Here is a 16,022-nt window from a genome sequence, read left to right on the forward strand (position 1 = left end):
TCATCCCATTCGGTGACGGTTTTTTCCAGCACGGCGGCGACCGAGACCGATGCCGCGGCCTGCGGCGGGGCGGCCGGCTTGGCGGCGCGGCTGCTGAGGGTGACGGTGGCGGCGGTAATCAGGACCAGGGCGCCGATCGCAATGGCAATCGCATTGTGGGAAATGAGTGGTGTCGAGGTTTGCATGTGGGGCTCCTGCATGTTTGAACACGAATGAAACAAAGGGACTGCCGATCGCGTTGGAGGGACTGCCGCGAGCGCAACGGCGTTGTCCGTCATTGCCGAAGCCAACAGGCGCAAGCATTGCAAAAACAGCCCTTGGAACAGCCTCGATGTATGCAGCAAGCCATCAAGAGAAACTGAACTCCAAGGATATTTTCTGGCGGCCAGATCGCCGACAACTGCCTTTGCTCTCCAGGCAGCGTCCGCTATCGGACGCTGCCGAAAATCGATAACCGACTATTTGAATAGATAGGCTTCCAGCGTTACTGTGGAAATGTGGCAGGTAGCGCTGCTGTCGATGACGCTGAAAATGGCGTCGGTGACATCGTTCACGCTGAGCATCAATTTGCATTGCTCCGGCGTAAAAAACACCTTGCCTTCCATATATTCACGAAAATCGGTGTCGACTTTGTCGAGAACGATACTGGTGACCCGCACGCTTGAAGGGCGCGCAAATTCTTGCAAGGATTTGGTGAAGCCCTCGATGGCAAATTTTGAAACGGAATAGGCCATCATGTTGGCGCTGCCGCGCTGCCCCCAGATAGAGGAGAGATTGATGATCTTTCCATCTTTTCTCTCGCACATATCGGACAAGACGGCTTGCGCCAGAAGAAAATAGCCCTTTACATTGGTCGCCAGCGTTTTATCCCATTCTTCTTCTGTGCAATTGAGCGCATTGCCGAAGTAGGAGATGCCCGCGACATTGACCAGTATGTCAATGCGGCCAAAGGTTTTTAAGACATCGCCGATTTTCTCTGTCACCGCTTTGGCGTCGCGGACATCGAAATCGACAAAGCTCAATTTGGCATCGGGTAGTTTTTCCTCTAAAAACTCGGCGCGCTCGGTAATCGGTTTCCATGATGCCGCCACTACTGAATAACCTTCTTTCAGTGCGCGAATCACGGTGGCGCGGCCAATACCCCGGTCAGCGCCGGTGACGAATACTGTCTGATCTGTTTTTTTCATGGTCTTGCGCATATCCATATGAGATTGTCTGAAAATCAGGCGTCCCGATTGAACTTGACGCCCGCGGAAGTCGATCAAGCTTATCTGGTGGGGATTGCCGAGGCTGGCGCCTTGTTGAGCATCATGGTCAGTACGCCGGAGGAGAAAAATACGCCGGTGATGACAAACAGTGCGCCCACCAACTGAGCGACCAGCAGCTTTTCACCCAGGCTGACGGCGATGATCATGGTAAAGATGGGCACCAGGTCAAAAAACACCGAGGTTTTGGCCGGCCCGATGGTCTTGATGCCATTGTTCCACCAGAGATAGGCAAGGACAGTGCCAAGGAAGGCCATGACGCCGATTGCGGACAGATTCAGGACCGATGGAATGTGCGTCACGCCGGTATGCAGCAGCAGCGCCAGGGCGCCAATCGAAGCAGCACCTATGGTCATGGTGACCGCGGTGACCTGGATCGGCGTCATGCCTTTGACCATGCGCTTGCCGATGACCGCGTAGACCGCCCAGCAGAAATTGCCAAACAAGATAAAAGCATCGCCGATCACGAAGTGCATGTTTATCAGGGCATCCCACGAACCGCCGGTAACGACGATTACCACGCCTATCATGCTAAGGGCAAGTCCAAAGGATTGCCGCCATGTTATTCTTTCACCCACTACCAAAGCGGCTAGGATCACGGTCAAAGTGGGGTTCAGGGTCATGATCAGCGCGCCGTTTACCGACGACGTGGTCTGCAGGCCATAAAAAAAACTGACGTTGAAGCCAAAAATCCCGATCAGCGCCATGGCGACTAAAGGGATGATGTTCTTTTTGGCGCCAGCCCAGTCAAAACCTTCTTTGAGCAGCATGTAGATAATCATAAAGACACTCGCCACGCCAAAGCGCCAGGCTGCCGCGGCTAAAGGACTCATTGAAACCATCAGGAATTTCCCGAGGTTGAAGTTGGCGCCCCAGAAGAATGTGGCGGCGACCAGGAGTAAATAAATTTGACGATGCTTCATTTGAAGAATCCAATCTGATGAGTTAAATATGCGAATGATCTTGACTGTTTTCGATATTTAAATACAGGGCGGTTTATTAAAAGTTATTTTTTAAAAGTGAACTATGGACTGGGATGACATCAAATACTTTCTTGCGGTAGCAAGAAGCGGCGGACTCACCGTAGCGTCCATCGAATTGAACGTGAGTCCGGCGACAGTGTCGCGCCGGATCGAGGCGTTCGAACGATCGCTGAACAAAACCTTGTTCATTAAGCGGCAAACAGGTTATTTGCTGACAGATGATGGCGAGAAGGTGCTCAACAGCGTCGGTGCGGTGGAAAGCGCCGTGATGCAGTTCGAGCGGCAAACGCTGCAACCTTCGGAGCAGGAGGCTTTCGACGGACTGATCCGGATTGCGGCCCCTGAACTGATCGCCGCCTATCTGATTGCACCCAGGCTGAACGAGTTTTTTGAAAAATATCCGCTGTTGCGCGTCGAATTGCTGACCGGCCTTGACCAGGTGAACCTGTCGCGGCGCGTGGCCGATATGGCGCTGCGCATGACGCCTCCCGCCAAGGGCGAGGAAGGGGAACATATCGCGCATGCATTGGGGAATATGAATTTTGCTCCCTATATCTCAGCCAGGCAGGCCAATAACGCCGATTGGCGCGACTTGCCCTACATTTCCTGGGATGAGGCGCGTAGCCACTATCCGATGTCAACCTGGATTGCATCCACCTATGCGGGGGCGCAACCGCTACTTACCAGCAATAGCCTCAATGTGCAGCTGGCGGCCGCGCGGCACGATATCGGCTTAAGCGTATTGCCCACCTTCGTCGGCGACACAGATCCGCAGCTGGTCAGGGTGGCGCTGGAAACCCCGATCGTTTCCCGGCCGCTGTGGATTGTGTACCACCGTGATTTGCGGGGAAACAAGCGGGTTGGCGCGATGCGCGATTTTTTAACTGAAATTTTCAATGATATTGAGGATACGGAGCCGCAATAGACGGCGCCGGCAGAGTGCAAGCCGGGAAAATGGCGGAATGCCATGCCGGCCCTGAGCTTCCCGCAACATCGTTTTTCAACCGCTCGCCGGTTTTCTGCCGGCGTATCTCCTGCCTGCGCATACCCCTCGTTTTGCTGCTCCCGCATTGCCTGCGGCGCCCCTTTATCCGGCAACCAGGAAGGAAAAAAAAGACCGGCTGTTTAATACACTAAAGGTATTAGTAATAAAGCATTTCTACAAAAATTGCTGCGCCGCATATATTGATTACTCGCAAACCCACAAGGAGTAATTCATGTCTGCCCAATTCGTTCTGATTTCCCGTTTCCCACTCGCAGCACAAGCATCGGAAAGCCTGCGCACCCTGCTCAAGGACACTGAATCCTGCCGCTATCTCTTTGATTTCGAAAAGACAGAATTGCTGCAGCTGCGTGCTTTCAGTGACCGCCTTGAATTTGCTAACTCTTTTGCAACATTGCAAAAAGATCTGGAGCAATTCACTGAGTTCATGGTCGCCGACGTGCAGCGTGAATTGGTGGAAATGGTTGAAGCGCCAAAGCCGGTCGCGACCTTGCTGCCGACGAATCAGTACATCCAGCTGCGGCATGTCGAAGTGCCGCCCCAAAAATTCGGCATTTATCGCGCATGGCGCGAAAAGACCATCTTTGGCGTAGTTCGGGAAAACGCTGAAGTGGAAACCTTCCTTGCCTATCACTCGGTGATCAGCACCCAGCCAGGGGTGATGTTCATTTCAGGTTTTTCGTGCGAGCCGGCCGTCTACCAGGCCATCTTTTCCAGCGAAAAATATAAGGAGATCGTACGCCAGGCGGGCGACACCTACATCACCGGCGGTACCAACGGGCTGTATACCCGCTTGTATGCGCGTTTCGACCTGTAAGCAATCTGAGCCGCCAGCCTGGTTCGTCCATTTTGAGAGGGAGTAATACCATGAAAAGCCGTATCTTTTTTGTTGTGGGTGACAAATTCAATGCTTTTGCCAAGGGCAAGGAGGTGCTGACGATCAAGCAGCTCAAAGCCTTGCTTGAGGCGCCGAGGTCGTTCATCAATACCCATAATGTCTTGATTCTGGGACAAGGCGTGCAGTTTGAAGATGTCGATGCCATCCTGCAAAGCCATAATGCCGATCCCGAGTGCAAGGATTCGTTTGAAATTTCTGACCTGCGCCGCATTTCCGACCGCGCGGATTCCCAGATTTCACACAAGCGCTATGGCCACAATACGCTGATCGGCATGCCCACCAAGCTGACAGAAAAGAAATTTGAAATCCCTTTCAACATCGATGAGCGCTGCGAATTAATGGGAGATCATCAAACCGGCCAGCATGTGCAGGGGATGATCTTGATTGAAGCATTCCGGCAGTCGTTTCTGGCGGTGACCGACAGGTTTTTCCCGTTTAACTGCAGCTGCGGGCAGAGTTATTTTGTCATCAATGAACTCAATACCGAGTTTCACAATTTTCTGTTCCCGCTGCCGGCGCACATCACCTACGACATCCTGGAGCAGGATGCCAATGAGCGTCGGGCCAAGTACCGTATCGTGATGGAGTGCATCCAGAATGGCATCCGCTGCGCCTCTTCCGCTGCTTCGTTCACCGTCTATCCGGCCGAGGCCATCAACAACAAGGAAGCCGAGCTTGCCCATTCGGTGACGCAAGCCATGATTTCGGCGCATCGCCTGCCGGCGCAAGACGCCTTGCCGGCTGAGCGCGAGGAGCAAGGCGATCTGGAGATGCAAGCATGACAGGCGCCACATTCAGTCTTGCGGTCACCACCCAGGGACCGCTCTATCCGCCCAGTGAAATCATGGATAAAGACGGGAACTTCATCGTGGTCGGCCGCATCCCCAAGGCCGACGGGACGATACCTTGGGGTGGAGCGATTGTCGATGGGGCGACCGTTGCCCCTGATTTTGGCGAAGCAGGGGTCTTCCAGGTGCTGAGCTGGATCGATCAGGAAAAACTTGGCGCTTTAGCCTCGGAGGTCTTGTTTACCCTGCCTTTGCCGATTCCCGCCAACAACTACAAGATGCTGTTCGCACCGGAGCAGCGGCCGGGCGCGAACCTCGAGAGCAGGCCGAGTTTCCCGTTGCACGAAGCGCCAATCCCGGACTTCAGGGCCGCAGACGGCAGGCGCGAGATCAAGCCGATCACCTTGGGCGACTGGATGCAAGCCCGTGGCGATCTGGAAATCACCATCGATGAAGATGGAAGCAGCGCACTGTTCGAGTTCAGCTTCAGCAGCCTGGTGCCGAACAGCCTCTACACCGTGATGAGCTTGCGCCAGCTCGATCTCCATCCAGGCGGCGCTTCCAGGCCGGGGCCGCTTGGCATTCCCAATGTCTTTATCACCGATGTCGATGGCAATGCAACGTTCTGGGCAAGGTTGCCCGATCCGTTTCCTGAGCCAGGCACGGCCGGGGCCAATCGGGTGATCAATGTCATCGTGCTCTATATGAGCGCGCAAATGAGTCACGGCGGAGCAATCGGCTTGTATGGCTTGGGCGGCGATATCCATGCCCACCTGAAGTTGAAGGAAATGGCATTTTCCGACTTGCGCACCAAGAGCGTATAGGTTCTTAAATTTTTCGGGGTAACTGATGGACAACAAGCGCTTTGCCTTTTTTGACGTCGACGATACTCTTATCTCGATCAAGAGCATGTTCGATTTTTTTTCCTTCTGGGGCGCCAGAACCGGTGCACACGCCCTGGTCGACGAATTCGAACAATACTTCGCTCACGCCAGAAAGAGCAAGGTTGCCCGTGAAGAGCTGAATCGCATGTACTACCGCTTTTTGCGTGGAACCTTGTTGTCCGATCTCGAATCCGCTGGGCGGGATTGGTTCGCTGATCGCTTCAAGGGCGCGGACGCGCCCTATATCAAATCGACGCTTGCGCGGCTGCGCGTCCACCAGGACAAGCAGGTAGAGGTGGTCTTCGTCTCCGGATCGATGCTTCCGCTATTGCAGCCGCTGGCTGATACGCTCGGTGTAATCCACTGCCTTTGCGCCAAACTGATTCTTGATGACGATCAGCGTCTGACGGGCGAAATTGGCACGCCTCAAACCATCGGCGACGGCAAAGCGGAAGCCATCAGGATTTTTGTCGAAGAGAAAAAAATCCAGGCGTCTCAATGCTACGGATACGGCGATGATATCTCCGACTTGCCATTGCTGGAATCGGTAGGGCATCCGGTTGTTGTCGCGTCGAATGGGCTGTTATTCGACATCGCAAAGAATCGGCGCTGGGAAATCATCGCTCATCACTAACTTGCGCTGCAGCGTGAACGTTGGATGGCGCTGGTGATGAAATCCAGTTTTTCCAGCACGAAGCTGCGGTTCTCGTCGGTCCTCCACAGGATTTGGATATTCACTTTCATCTCGTTGTCGATGGCAGCCTCCAGCGGCGCAAAGACAACGCCGGCTCTTCCCGCCGAACATATCGAGGCCGGCATGAAAGCCACGCCCTGGCCGGCCGCAATCAGGCTCAGCAGTTCGACATGGGATTTTGGCTCAAGTCGTCTTTGGCTCGCATAACCGTATTTTCTGAAAATCCTCTCGCAGCGATCATAGTAGGGTGGATTGTCGAACCTGGAAAACCGGTACAAGGGGGTTTTATCCAGGTCCTGGAAATTGACTGCGGTCTTTGTCGCGGCGGGATGTGATGTCGCCATCGCCACCATCATGGTGTCGAAACCAAGTGTTGCCGAGGAAAATTCATCGGAATAGCTGCCGATCTCGCTGACGATCGCCAGGTCCAGTGTTTCGTTGAGCACCTGCTCCACCAGATCTTTTGAGCAGGCTCTCTCCAGACGGCCAAGGCAGGGAGAATCAGCGCCGGAAAAGAGCGGCGAAAAAGATGGAATCAAACTGAGGTCCACCTTGTTCGTGAGTCCGATCCGGACACTGTTCAAATCATCCCCCAGCGCATAATTGCCGAGTGAAAAAACGGTATTGCGCAGACTGGTCAGCAAATCATATGCCTCGCGCTGGAAATATTCGCCGGCGGCAGTCAATACAACATTCCTGGTATTTCTTGTAAAGAGTTTCACGCGCAAGATATTTTCAAGACTTTGAATCTGCCGTGTCAATGGCGGCTGAGTCATATGCAGTTTTTCTGCCGCTTTTCTGAAATTCAATTCTTCAGACATCACAATAAAACACTGTAAATTTTTTATTGTTGGAATGCGTTTGGATAAGATGGACATAAGACAATTTATAAAGAATGACTTATTGGCTGGGCCGACTGCAATCCAGTAATCCTGATATAAGCACACACGAGATAAAGAGCGCGGAGATAAGCATGAGATGCTTTTCATGGGCTGTCGCGATTGCTCGTACTTACTTGATTCAGATAAAGAAAACCCGCCAAATTGTAATTGGCCTGTTCTTTACTCCATACCGTAACCACCATGGCGGCTACGGTTGGAAAACTGTTCGCATGTCGGTTCTGTGTCAGATAGCCAAGCAGACAATGAGGGTATCCTCATCGTATTCTTGACTCCTAGCTGTAATTATTTTTCGTGCACGACGTAGCGGAAAAAACTGTTACGGGTGCAGGCTGTCATCTCTGAATTTTCCATTGAAATTCTCGCTATGTGATATATCGCGGTTTACCCGCTCCTATGAATCGTAATTGCAGTTAGCCCCATTTGTCTGCCTCCTCCTTATTGTCTGGTCGTACTGGCTTCGGTAGCAAACGCCGCAGTTTTTGATTTCGATTTTCTGCGCCCTGAATCGCCAGGCCTCCGATACCGTCATGCTGCTGTCTTTGCGCTAAAGCCCTGCCGCCTCGATATTGCTTCCAGCATGCCTCGATACATCGATTATCTATTCTTCGGTAAATCGACGGCTATTATCTTTTAGGGGCGGTGTGGAAATTTCCCCTCATCTTGAGGTGCAGGCGATGCCGCTGAGCGCTATTACTGGATTCCGTCCAAGCAAATTCGGAAAATATCGGCTGATACTAATGCACCGCTCCTCCGTTAACTGCTCATGGGCCCACTAATCGTCTAAATTATAGGTTGGGGAATGTCTCGGATAGCGGCGGCAATTGATTCATAAATGAAAAATACATTTTCACAAATATAATTTTTATCAATAAAAAATGTCGCATATATTAGACCAAATTTAGGCTTCGCTTTGAAGAGTGGAGAGGGGTTCCTGCGTCTAAATCTGAATAAAAAGAAGCCAGATAAAATCGAGAAATACGCACCGTCTTTACCGGGAAAGAAGGGCCGCGTGTCAGTCGATGTGGATCATCAGGCGGTATCACATCAGAGCAGCGATAGCGACAAACGGCGTTTCAGGAGTTGCCCAAGCGCTTGTTCCATGAAATGGGAGGATGGCTTGGCCCAAGGGATTCTGACGCGTATTCCTATTCATTATTGTTAAAGAGGCATGCATGAATGTTTCCGATGCCGTCCGTAGCCGCAAGAGCGTGCGCGCCTTTCTCGACCGGACCGTGCCGCAGGCCCTGCTGCGCGAAGTCCTCGGCCTGGCAGCCCGTTCGCCTTCCGGAGGCAATCTCCAGCCATGGCGCATCGATGTGCTGGTGGATGAGCCGCTGGCTGCTTTCAAGGCCAGGATGGCGCAGCGCATGAGCAAAGATGTCTCGCCGGACGCCTCTGAATACCCGATCTATCCGGATAAGCTCGGAGAGCCCTACCGCAGCGCGCGATTCAAGCTAGGGGAAGCCATGTATGCGCAGCTCGGCATCGCCCGTGAGGACAAGACAGGACGCCTCAGGTGGCTACAGAATAATTATCGTTTTTTTGGCGCGCCGGTTGGCTTGTTCTGCACGGTGGATCGCGGCATGGGGGCGGCGCAGTGGTCTGATCTCGGCATGTATCTGCAAACCTTGATGCTCTTGCTGCGCGAACGTGGCGTCGACAGCTGCGCGCAGGAAGCCTGGTCGATCTACCACCAGACGGTGCGTGAATTTCTGCAAACCCCGCCGCAGCACATGCTTTTCTGCGGCATGGCTATCGGCTATGCCGATCCTGCCGCTGCCGTCAACCGCTTGCAGTCCGAACGGCAGCCGCTGGAGCAGTTCACTCGACTGTGGGGATTCGCGCCATGAGCCGCCGCCTGCAAGCGCAGTGTCCGGAGCCAGGCTCGGCTTAGCGGCGTGCTGCACTCAGTTAACCGGTTCCAGCGCCAGCATGGCGAAGGTCGCCAGCCAGTGTTCGCCGGCATATTCGCCGCTGACCACATTCGGCAGGCCGGCTTCGATATGGCGCCGCGCTGCTGCGCTCAGGGTGGCGGCTGCGGGATCGTTTTCCGGCAGGCGCCGGGCGATCCGTTTCATGCACCAGGCGCGGCTCAGGTTCAGGCCGTTCAAGTGGGTGATCTTGGGATCGCTGTGGTCGCTGACCTCGGCTGGATTCATCAGGCGCTCGATGTCGCTCAGCGCCGGCAGGTACTGGGCGAACCAGTCGGGGAACACATCGGCTTCCAGCACGTCCGACATCAGCAGTGCGGCCGTCAGCGCGGCCGACAGGAATTCATCGCCGCCAGGTTCGTAGTGCGCCGGATAATTGCTGTCGCCCATGTAGTAGCGGCAGGCGGCATTGACGACGGCATTTTCCAGCTCGGCATCCTTGCGGTGGCGAGCGAAGTCGAGAATCAGCTTGAGGGCGAAGGCGCTGTTGTAGTGGGTGCCGACCCGGATGGCATAACTGAGCTTGGCGAAATAGCTCAATACGCGGCTGCGGATTTCCGCCACCAGCGGCTCCATCGCGGCGAGCCAGGTTTTTGCTTGCGGGTGCTGCCAGCTATCCAGTTCCTGCGCCAGCGCCACGATCCAGGCCCAGCCGTACGGGCGCTCGAAAGAAACCCGTCCCGGCGCCTGGAAGTAGGTGAGTTCCCGCTGCATGTTGGCGGCCGTGAAGTGTTCTTCGAACAACGCCGTGATTTCGGCTTGTTGCGGCAGCGTCGGATACAGGCGGGCGCAGCGCGCCAGCAGCCAGTAGCCGTGCACCGCCGAATGCCAGTCGTAGCAGCCGTAGAACACCGGATGCATGGCGCGCGGCGACACAATGTCGTCAGCGCTGTTGAGTACGTGCATGACGTGATTCGGATATTCATGGCGCAATGAGCGCAATGGCAGCGCCGCGAAAGCCGAGGCCTGGTCAAGTGTGAGATGCATGCTTGCTCCTTAACGAAATACGATGAAATACATCAGCAGGATATTGGCCGCCAATAGCGTCACGGCGGTAGGGATCTGTATCTTGATCACTTTGTACTTGTCCTTGAGCTCCAGCAGCGCCGCCGGCACGATGTTGTAGTTGGCCGCCATCGGCGTCATCAGCGTGCCGCAGTAGCCGGCCAGCATGCCGATGGTGACCAGCGGCGCAGGGTCGGCGTGCTGGCCGGCGATCAGGAACGGCAAGGCGATGCCGGCGGTCATCACCGGGAAGGCGGCAAAGGCGTTACCCATGATCATGGTGAACAAGGCCATGCCGACGCAGTAGATCACCACCAGCAGGAAACGGCTGTCGGGATTGACGAACAGGGTCACGACTTCCTGTACCGATTTGCCGGTTTGTGCAGCAACGAAGACGCCGCCCAGCATCGCCAGCATCTGCGGCAGGATCGCAGCCCAGCCGATGGCGTCGACCAGCCGGCGCGACTCGCGCACTGCCTGCAGCGGCGTGCCGCCGGTCAGCTTCCATCCGGCCAGGATGGCGCACACGCTGGCGACGCACAACGCGGCCAGGGTCAGCTGTTTCTGGTCGAGCAGGTAGACGCCGCCGATGGCGACATTCTTCAGCAGCACGGTGCACAGCACAGTGATCAGCGGGATCAGCAGCGCCGGCAGGAAGATCCAGTTGCCGAGCCGGTTGGCGGAGGCCTGGCGCTCGGCGGCGCTGCGTTGCAGGTAGCTGCCGGCAGACAGCAGGCCGCAGCCGGCGATCAGGGAAATCACCACCACCACTACGCCGATGACACGATAGGCCATGGGCTTGCCGAGCCCGGCCACCAGCATGTCGCCGAACAGGAATACCGAGCCGAACAGGAACCAGAACAGCGCCGTGGTGAGGCGCTTGGGATTGCCCTTGTCGCGCAGCGTCATGCCGACCAGCAGCATGACGATGATGCCGACCAGGTAGTAAATTTCGTTGATGGTCAGTAGCGTCTTCATGCTGCCACCTCCGCGCCTTCGGATTTTTTCCAGGCTTCGACATCGCGCCGTATGCTGGCGTCGAGCCGGGTCAGGCGCGCCATGTGGATGATCAGCGCGGCGATGGCGGTCGGGATGGCCCACAGGCCGAGATGCAGCGGTTCGATATTGGTGATGCCGTTTTCCTTGAGGAAGGCATCCATCAGCAGCACGGCGCCGAAGGCGATGAAAATGTCTTCGCCGAAAAACACCGCGATATTGTCGCAAGCGGCGGCATGGGCGCGGATCTTGTCGCGGATCGGCAGCGGCAGCTCGCCGTATTTGGCGACAGCAGCGCCTTCCACCATCGGCGCCAGCAAGGGCCGCACGGTTTGCGCCTGGCCGCCGATATAGGTCAGGCCGAGCGCGCCCAGGCCCTGGCGCAGCACGAAGTACAGCATCAGGATGCGCGCCGAAGTCGCATTCGCCAGGCTGGCGATCCAGTCTTGCGCGCGCTCTTTGAGGCCGTAGCTTTCCAGCAGGCCGATGACCGGCAGGATCAGCAGGAAGGTTGCCAGCGAACGGCTGTTGACGAATTTTTCACCGAAGGTTTCCAGCAAGGTGCCGAGGTCCATGCCGACCGACAGGCCGGTCGCCAGGCCCGCCACGGTAACCACCAGCAAGGGGTTGAATTTGAATGCGAAGCCAGCTACCACGATCGGTATCCCTATCAGCGGCAGTAATTCCGTTACGGTCATTGCTATCTCCTCATGTTGATGGCGGTCGTTGCTGCGCCGCCGATTTTATTGACTACGTAATCCGTTGAAGCAGCGCTTGAGGCTTATCCGAGCAGAGGAAACAAGGCGTCGCCGCTGCTCATCTGCGGTGCGCGGATGGCGATGCCTTGCTGCTTCAGTTCGGCTTGGATGCGCCGCGCAAATTCCAGCGCATGCGCACCATCGCCGTGCAGGCAGATGGTATCGGCGCGCACGGCGGCCCAGCTGCCGTCGATGGCGTGGACCTTGCCTTCGTTCACCATATGCATGGTTTGTGCCAGTGCCTGCTCTTCGTCTTCGATCAGAGCGCCCGGCGTGCCGCGCTTGACCAGGCTGCCGTCGGCCATGTAGCCGCGGTCGGCAAATACTTCTTCCACTGCCGGCAGGCCGGCGCGATGGGCGGCGGCGATCAGTTCGCTGCCGGCCAGGCCGAACAGCGCCAGCGCCGGATCGACGTCGCGGATCGCCGCGACGATGGTGTCGGCCAGTGCGGCGTCGCGCGCCGCCATGTTGTACAGCGCGCCATGCGGCTTGACGTGCGCCAGCTGCGCGCCATGGGCGCTGGCGATCGCCGCCAGCGCACCGATCTGGTACTGCACGCCGCTATAGATTTCGTTGGCCGGCAGTTGCATTTCGGTGCGGCCGAAATTGTCGCGGTCGGGAAAGCTCGGATGGGCGCCGATGGCGACCCCTTGCGCCACAGCCCATTGCACGCATTGCTGCATCATCAGGGCGCTGCCGGCGTGCCAGCCGCAGGCGATGTTGGCTGAGCTGACCAGCGCCAGCAAAGCCTCGTCGCTGCCGTCGCTTTGTTCGCCGAGATCGGCGTTGAGGTCGACCTGCTGTCGTTTTTCTTTCCTGGGCATCGTCTGCTCCTATTTTGCCGGACGCAGCCAGTGCATCGCGGTTTCGATCTGTTGTAGATACAAAGCGTCGTCGCGCAGCGCTGCCCGCGCGGCGTCGGCATCCGCTTCGACAAACTGCAAAGTGCGGTTGAAGCGCAGCTGCGACAAGCGGGCCAGGTCGGCGCCGATCACCACACCGATCTTCGGATAGCCGCCGGTGGTCTGGGCATCGGCCATCAGCACGATAGGCTGGCCGGCCGGCGGCACCTGGATCACGCCCGGCAACACGCCATGCGACAGCAGGTCGCCGCTTTTCTTGATTTTCAGCTCCGGGCCGCTGAGACGGAATCCCATGCGATTGCTCTGTGGCGTCAGGGTCCAGCTGCTGTTCCAGAAGGTCTTTTGCACGGCGGCGCTGAACAAGTCGTATTCGGGACCGGGCATGACGCGGACCTCCAGCGTTTCGGTATCGTCGGCGTCATACCAGGAGGGGGCGCGCACGCCAAATGCGGCGGCGTTGTGGACTGCGGCAGCCGGGTTGTCCAGCGCACCGGCGGAGAGGCCGTCGCCTTCAGTCAAGGCACGGCCGCCATGGCCGCCGAAGCCGGCTTGCAGATCGGTAGCGCGCGAGCCCAGCTGCGGGGCAGAGTTGATGCCGCCGGCCACCGCCAGGTAGGTGCGCATGCCGTGCCGTGCTGCGTTCAGTTTCAGGGTCTGGCCGGCGCGCACCCGTACGCTCCACCACGGCAGCAGCGGCTGGCCGTCCAGGGTGGCGCCGAAATCGGCGCCGCCGAGGGCGATCCGGCTGTCGACCGTAAAGGCCAGTTCGCAGGGGCCGAGGGTAAATTCGATGGCGGCGCTGTCGCGCGGATTGCCGACCAGCAGATTGGCGATAGCCAGCGCGGTATGGTCCAGGGCGCCGGACTGGCAGATGCCGAGATGGCGGAAGCCGTTGCGGCCCATGTCCTGGACCGAATTGATGCGGCCGGCGCGGATGATCTTGATCATGCGATCACCTCGCTGGCGACGAAGCGCACGCGGTCGCCCGGTTGCAGCAGGGTAGGCGGGCTGGCGCCGGGATCGAACAGTTGCAGCTCGCTGCGGCCGATCAGTTGCCAGCCGCCCGGCGAGGCCGCCGGATAGATGCCGGTCTGGCTGCCGCCGATGCCGACCGAGCCGGCCGGCACCAGCAGGCGCGGTTCGCTGCGGCGCGGCGTGGCCAGCTTGGGGTCGAGTCCGCCCAGGTAAGGAAAGCCGGGCTGGAAGCCGATGAAGTAGACGATGTATTCCGCCGCGGTATGGCGTTTGACGATTTCCCCCGGCGCCAGGCCGGTATGGCGCGCCACCTGTTCCAGGTCGGGACCGCTGTCGCCGCCATACACCACGGGGATCTCGATCTTGCGTCCGGTCTTCTGGCTGATCGAATCGGCGTCCCAGGCAGCCTGGAGTTTTTCCGCCAGTTGCCGGCCATCGCTGGCCAGCGGATCGAACAGGATGGTCAGGTTGTTCATGCCGGGCACCACATCGCGCACATGCGGCCAATGCGCTGCCTTCGCCGCGATGGCCCACAAGCGTTGCTGGCATTCGAGAGTAGCGCTGGCCCCGGTGTTCAGTATCAGAGCATTTTCGCCAAGAGCTTGTATGACGGGTTGGGTCATTGCGGCTGGATTCCTTGTGCACGGTGTCAGCACGGCGAGACTGAGTCCGGGACGCTCTGCCTGAGCGGCCCTGCCGTCAACTGATCAGATCAACATTAAATTGCCCAGAAAATAATTGCGAACAGCCGTCGTCCCACGATCCTGCATCCTCTGTCCCCAACCAGCTTACTCTTTGTAGACCAGAGTTTAAGCAAAGGGCAATATCGTTCATCAAAAATAAAATGTCAATAAATTGTATGTAAATAGTCTATATTGTTGTTGGATTAGCGCCTGTCTTATGCCTCGAATTCGGCGTCGAATTGAGGCAACTGGCTGTATGATTTGGTTTTCTTGGCGTTTAGTGAGATACATATGAACGTTAGCGCACCTAAAATCCTGTCTTCCGCCCATCTGGCGTCGGAAAGCAGCGTCGAATTGTCTGAGCTGGAATATGCCTTGATTATCGCGGGCAATGCCTTCAACCGCTGGATGTCGCGCTGCATGTCGGCGGCTGGAGTCAAGGATATGACACCAGTCGAAGTCTCCTTGTTGCACCACGTGTGCCATCGCGAACGTAAAAAAAGCCTGGCCGACATCTGCTTCGTCTTGAATATCGAGGATACACACATTGCCAGTTATGCACTGAAGAAGCTGGTGAAGGCGGGTTACGTCAAGAGTGAAAAAGTCGGCAAGGAAGCCTATTTTTCCGCTACCGAAGACGGTTATGCGCTCTGCCTCAGATATCGGGAAATGCGCGAGGAGTGCCTGATTACGGTGCTGTCCGATACCGGCCTGTCGAACCAGTCGCTGGGCGACGCGGCCAAGCTCCTGCGCACCGCGTCCGGCTTGTACGACACGGCTTCGCGCGGGGCGACATCTCGCTAGGCGGCAGCCCATAAAAAAAGGCGCTCGCAGCGCCTTTTTGCTTATGTGGATATCTTATGTCGATGCGGCCAGCGCCTTGTCCAATAGCGCGTGCAGCTCGGCGAACTTGGGTTCGCCTACGTAACGCTTGATGATATTGCCTTGTTTGTCGATGACGAAGGTGGTCGGCGTCAGCTTGACATCGCCAAAGGCGTCCGCCAGCTTGCTTTGCGTATCCAGCGCGACCTGGAACGGCAGGCTGCGGGTCTGGGCGAAATTGACGACATAGTTGGGCTGGTCGTAGCTCATTGCCACGGCAACATAATCCAGGCCCTTGTCCTTGTAGGCATTGTAGGTCTGCACCATTTTCGGCATCTCGGCGACGCAGGTGGTGCAGCTGGTGGCCCAGAAATTCACCATCACGACCTTGCCGCGCAAGCTCTTCAGCGAGACCTGTTCGCCTTTCAGATTGGTGAAACTGACGTCCGGCGCGGCATGCGTATCCGACATCGACATGTAACCGCCCACAGCCAGCACTACCACGGCGGCAGCGCCCGCCAGCTTGATCCAGAGCCGCTTGCCGGCTGTGTTTTCAGTTTGAGCTTGCATGA

At 57.0% G+C, this 16,022-nt stretch carries 17 protein-coding genes and 1 pseudogene; 7 read left to right on the top strand and 11 right to left on the bottom strand.

Going from position 1 to position 16,022, the window contains the following annotated elements:
* From VNZ65_RS09990 to VNZ65_RS10000, 3 genes and pseudogenes are all read right to left on the bottom strand, one after another.
* Positions 1 to 185: pseudogene (locus VNZ65_RS09990) on the bottom strand (efflux transporter periplasmic adaptor subunit); the annotation flags it as partial.
* 273 nt (positions 186 to 458) lie between these two features.
* The gene (locus VNZ65_RS09995) at positions 459 to 1,265 is read right to left on the bottom strand and encodes an SDR family oxidoreductase (protein ID WP_325668506.1); all 807 of its coding nucleotides are present in this window, start codon (positions 1,263 to 1,265) and stop codon (positions 459 to 461) included.
* A gap of 2 nt (positions 1,266 to 1,267) precedes the next feature.
* Positions 1,268 to 2,188, bottom strand: coding sequence for a DMT family transporter (locus VNZ65_RS10000; RefSeq protein ID WP_325668508.1), 921 nt, complete (start codon positions 2,186 to 2,188; stop codon positions 1,268 to 1,270).
* Positions 2,189 to 2,291: 103 nt separating this feature from the next.
* Here VNZ65_RS10000 and VNZ65_RS10005 point away from each other — a divergent pair, with 103 nt between their 5' ends.
* The 5 genes from VNZ65_RS10005 to VNZ65_RS10025 all read left to right on the top strand — a co-directional run bounded on the left by VNZ65_RS10005 (position 2,292) and on the right by VNZ65_RS10025 (position 6,455).
* Positions 2,292 to 3,173, top strand: a complete 882-nt coding sequence (locus VNZ65_RS10005) for a LysR family transcriptional regulator (RefSeq protein WP_325668510.1) — start codon at positions 2,292 to 2,294, stop codon at positions 3,171 to 3,173.
* A 292-nt stretch (positions 3,174 to 3,465) separates the two neighbouring features.
* Complete coding sequence (locus tag VNZ65_RS10010; protein ID WP_325668511.1) at positions 3,466 to 4,068, top strand: hypothetical protein; 603 nt, start codon at positions 3,466 to 3,468, stop codon at positions 4,066 to 4,068.
* A gap of 50 nt (positions 4,069 to 4,118) precedes the next feature.
* A complete protein-coding gene (locus tag VNZ65_RS10015; RefSeq protein ID WP_325668513.1) occupies positions 4,119 to 4,931 on the top strand; it encodes an AfsA-related hotdog domain-containing protein in 813 nt (270 codons plus the stop codon).
* Positions 4,928 to 5,761, top strand: coding sequence for a hypothetical protein (locus tag VNZ65_RS10020; protein ID WP_325668515.1), 834 nt, complete (start codon positions 4,928 to 4,930; stop codon positions 5,759 to 5,761). The genes VNZ65_RS10015 and VNZ65_RS10020 overlap by 4 nt, the downstream gene beginning before the upstream one ends.
* Positions 5,762 to 5,786: 25 nt before the next feature.
* Complete coding sequence (locus tag VNZ65_RS10025; RefSeq protein ID WP_325668517.1) at positions 5,787 to 6,455, top strand: HAD-IB family hydrolase; 669 nt, start codon at positions 5,787 to 5,789, stop codon at positions 6,453 to 6,455.
* Here VNZ65_RS10025 and VNZ65_RS10030 read toward each other — a convergent pair.
* Positions 6,452 to 7,393: a LysR family transcriptional regulator gene (locus tag VNZ65_RS10030; protein WP_325668519.1), complete on the bottom strand. Its 942-nt coding sequence runs from the start codon at positions 7,391 to 7,393 to the stop codon at positions 6,452 to 6,454. The genes VNZ65_RS10025 and VNZ65_RS10030 overlap by 4 nt on opposite strands.
* A gap of 1,196 nt (positions 7,394 to 8,589) precedes the next feature.
* Here VNZ65_RS10030 and VNZ65_RS10035 point away from each other — a divergent pair.
* Positions 8,590 to 9,267 carry a nitroreductase gene (locus VNZ65_RS10035; RefSeq protein WP_325668521.1) on the top strand — a complete coding sequence of 226 codons (678 nt, stop codon included), beginning with the start codon at positions 8,590 to 8,592 and terminating at the stop codon, positions 9,265 to 9,267.
* A 57-nt stretch (positions 9,268 to 9,324) separates the two neighbouring features.
* On the opposite strand, the gene VNZ65_RS10040 is transcribed toward VNZ65_RS10035, so the two are convergent.
* From VNZ65_RS10040 to pxpB, 6 genes are all read right to left on the bottom strand, one after another.
* Positions 9,325 to 10,335: a DUF2891 domain-containing protein gene (locus VNZ65_RS10040; protein WP_325668523.1), complete on the bottom strand. Its 1,011-nt coding sequence runs from the start codon at positions 10,333 to 10,335 to the stop codon at positions 9,325 to 9,327.
* A 9-nt stretch (positions 10,336 to 10,344) separates the two neighbouring features.
* The gene (locus VNZ65_RS10045; protein WP_325668525.1) at positions 10,345 to 11,331 is read right to left on the bottom strand and encodes a DUF979 domain-containing protein; all 987 of its coding nucleotides are present in this window, start codon (positions 11,329 to 11,331) and stop codon (positions 10,345 to 10,347) included.
* Entirely contained in the window at positions 11,328 to 12,047 is a 720-nt protein-coding gene (locus VNZ65_RS10050) for a DUF969 domain-containing protein (protein ID WP_325668527.1), read from the bottom strand. The genes VNZ65_RS10045 and VNZ65_RS10050 overlap by 4 nt, the downstream gene beginning before the upstream one ends.
* A gap of 83 nt (positions 12,048 to 12,130) precedes the next feature.
* Positions 12,131 to 12,931 (bottom strand): 5-oxoprolinase subunit PxpA, encoded by an 801-nt coding sequence (gene pxpA / locus VNZ65_RS10055; protein WP_325668529.1) that lies wholly within the window; start codon positions 12,929 to 12,931, stop codon positions 12,131 to 12,133.
* Between the two features lie 9 nt (positions 12,932 to 12,940).
* A complete protein-coding gene (locus tag VNZ65_RS10060) occupies positions 12,941 to 13,918 on the bottom strand; it encodes a biotin-dependent carboxyltransferase family protein (protein WP_325668531.1) in 978 nt (325 codons plus the stop codon).
* Complete coding sequence (gene pxpB, locus VNZ65_RS10065) at positions 13,915 to 14,568, bottom strand: 5-oxoprolinase subunit PxpB (RefSeq protein WP_325668533.1); 654 nt, start codon at positions 14,566 to 14,568, stop codon at positions 13,915 to 13,917. Before pxpB ends, VNZ65_RS10060 begins: the two co-directional genes overlap by 4 nt.
* Before the next feature lie 351 nt (positions 14,569 to 14,919).
* Between pxpB and VNZ65_RS10070 the strand changes: the two genes are divergently transcribed.
* A complete protein-coding gene (locus VNZ65_RS10070; RefSeq protein WP_325668535.1) occupies positions 14,920 to 15,432 on the top strand; it encodes a winged helix DNA-binding protein in 513 nt (170 codons plus the stop codon).
* A gap of 54 nt (positions 15,433 to 15,486) precedes the next feature.
* Here the strand turns inward: VNZ65_RS10070 and VNZ65_RS10075 are convergent, their stop codons facing one another.
* Positions 15,487 to 16,020 carry a TlpA disulfide reductase family protein gene (locus tag VNZ65_RS10075; protein ID WP_325668537.1) on the bottom strand — a complete coding sequence of 178 codons (534 nt, stop codon included), beginning with the start codon at positions 16,018 to 16,020 and terminating at the stop codon, positions 15,487 to 15,489.
* Positions 16,021 to 16,022: the final 2 nt, after the last annotated feature.

It is taken from the genome of Collimonas sp. (genome assembly GCF_035566555.1).
In the GTDB taxonomy this organism is placed as follows: domain Bacteria; phylum Pseudomonadota; class Gammaproteobacteria; order Burkholderiales; family Burkholderiaceae_D; genus Collimonas.

Bases quoted from the DNA above. Each gene is read 5' to 3' on its own strand.
- VNZ65_RS10045 (WP_325668525.1), bottom strand. From the start codon at position 11,331: ATGAAGACGCTACTGACCATCAACGAAATTTACTACCTGGTCGGCATC.
- VNZ65_RS10035 (WP_325668521.1), top strand. From the start codon at position 8,590: ATGAATGTTTCCGATGCCGTCCGTAGCCGCAAGAGCGTGCGCGCCTTT.
- VNZ65_RS10010 (WP_325668511.1), top strand. From the start codon at position 3,466: ATGTCTGCCCAATTCGTTCTGATTTCCCGTTTCCCACTCGCAGCACAA.
- VNZ65_RS10025 (WP_325668517.1), top strand. From the start codon at position 5,787: ATGGACAACAAGCGCTTTGCCTTTTTTGACGTCGACGATACTCTTATC.
- VNZ65_RS10070 (WP_325668535.1), top strand. From the start codon at position 14,920: ATGAACGTTAGCGCACCTAAAATCCTGTCTTCCGCCCATCTGGCGTCG.
- VNZ65_RS10030 (WP_325668519.1), bottom strand. From the start codon at position 7,393: ATGTCCATCTTATCCAAACGCATTCCAACAATAAAAAATTTACAGTGT.
- VNZ65_RS10005 (WP_325668510.1), top strand. From the start codon at position 2,292: ATGGACTGGGATGACATCAAATACTTTCTTGCGGTAGCAAGAAGCGGC.
- pxpA (WP_325668529.1), bottom strand. From the start codon at position 12,931: ATGCCCAGGAAAGAAAAACGACAGCAGGTCGACCTCAACGCCGATCTC.
- VNZ65_RS10060 (WP_325668531.1), bottom strand. From the start codon at position 13,918: ATGATCAAGATCATCCGCGCCGGCCGCATCAATTCGGTCCAGGACATG.
- VNZ65_RS10050 (WP_325668527.1), bottom strand. From the start codon at position 12,047: ATGACCGTAACGGAATTACTGCCGCTGATAGGGATACCGATCGTGGTA.
- VNZ65_RS10040 (WP_325668523.1), bottom strand. From the start codon at position 10,335: ATGCATCTCACACTTGACCAGGCCTCGGCTTTCGCGGCGCTGCCATTG.
- pxpB (WP_325668533.1), bottom strand. From the start codon at position 14,568: ATGACCCAACCCGTCATACAAGCTCTTGGCGAAAATGCTCTGATACTG.
- VNZ65_RS10000 (WP_325668508.1), bottom strand. From the start codon at position 2,188: ATGAAGCATCGTCAAATTTATTTACTCCTGGTCGCCGCCACATTCTTC.
- VNZ65_RS10075 (WP_325668537.1), bottom strand. From the start codon at position 16,020: ATGCAAGCTCAAACTGAAAACACAGCCGGCAAGCGGCTCTGGATCAAG.
- VNZ65_RS10015 (WP_325668513.1), top strand. From the start codon at position 4,119: ATGAAAAGCCGTATCTTTTTTGTTGTGGGTGACAAATTCAATGCTTTT.
- VNZ65_RS10020 (WP_325668515.1), top strand. From the start codon at position 4,928: ATGACAGGCGCCACATTCAGTCTTGCGGTCACCACCCAGGGACCGCTC.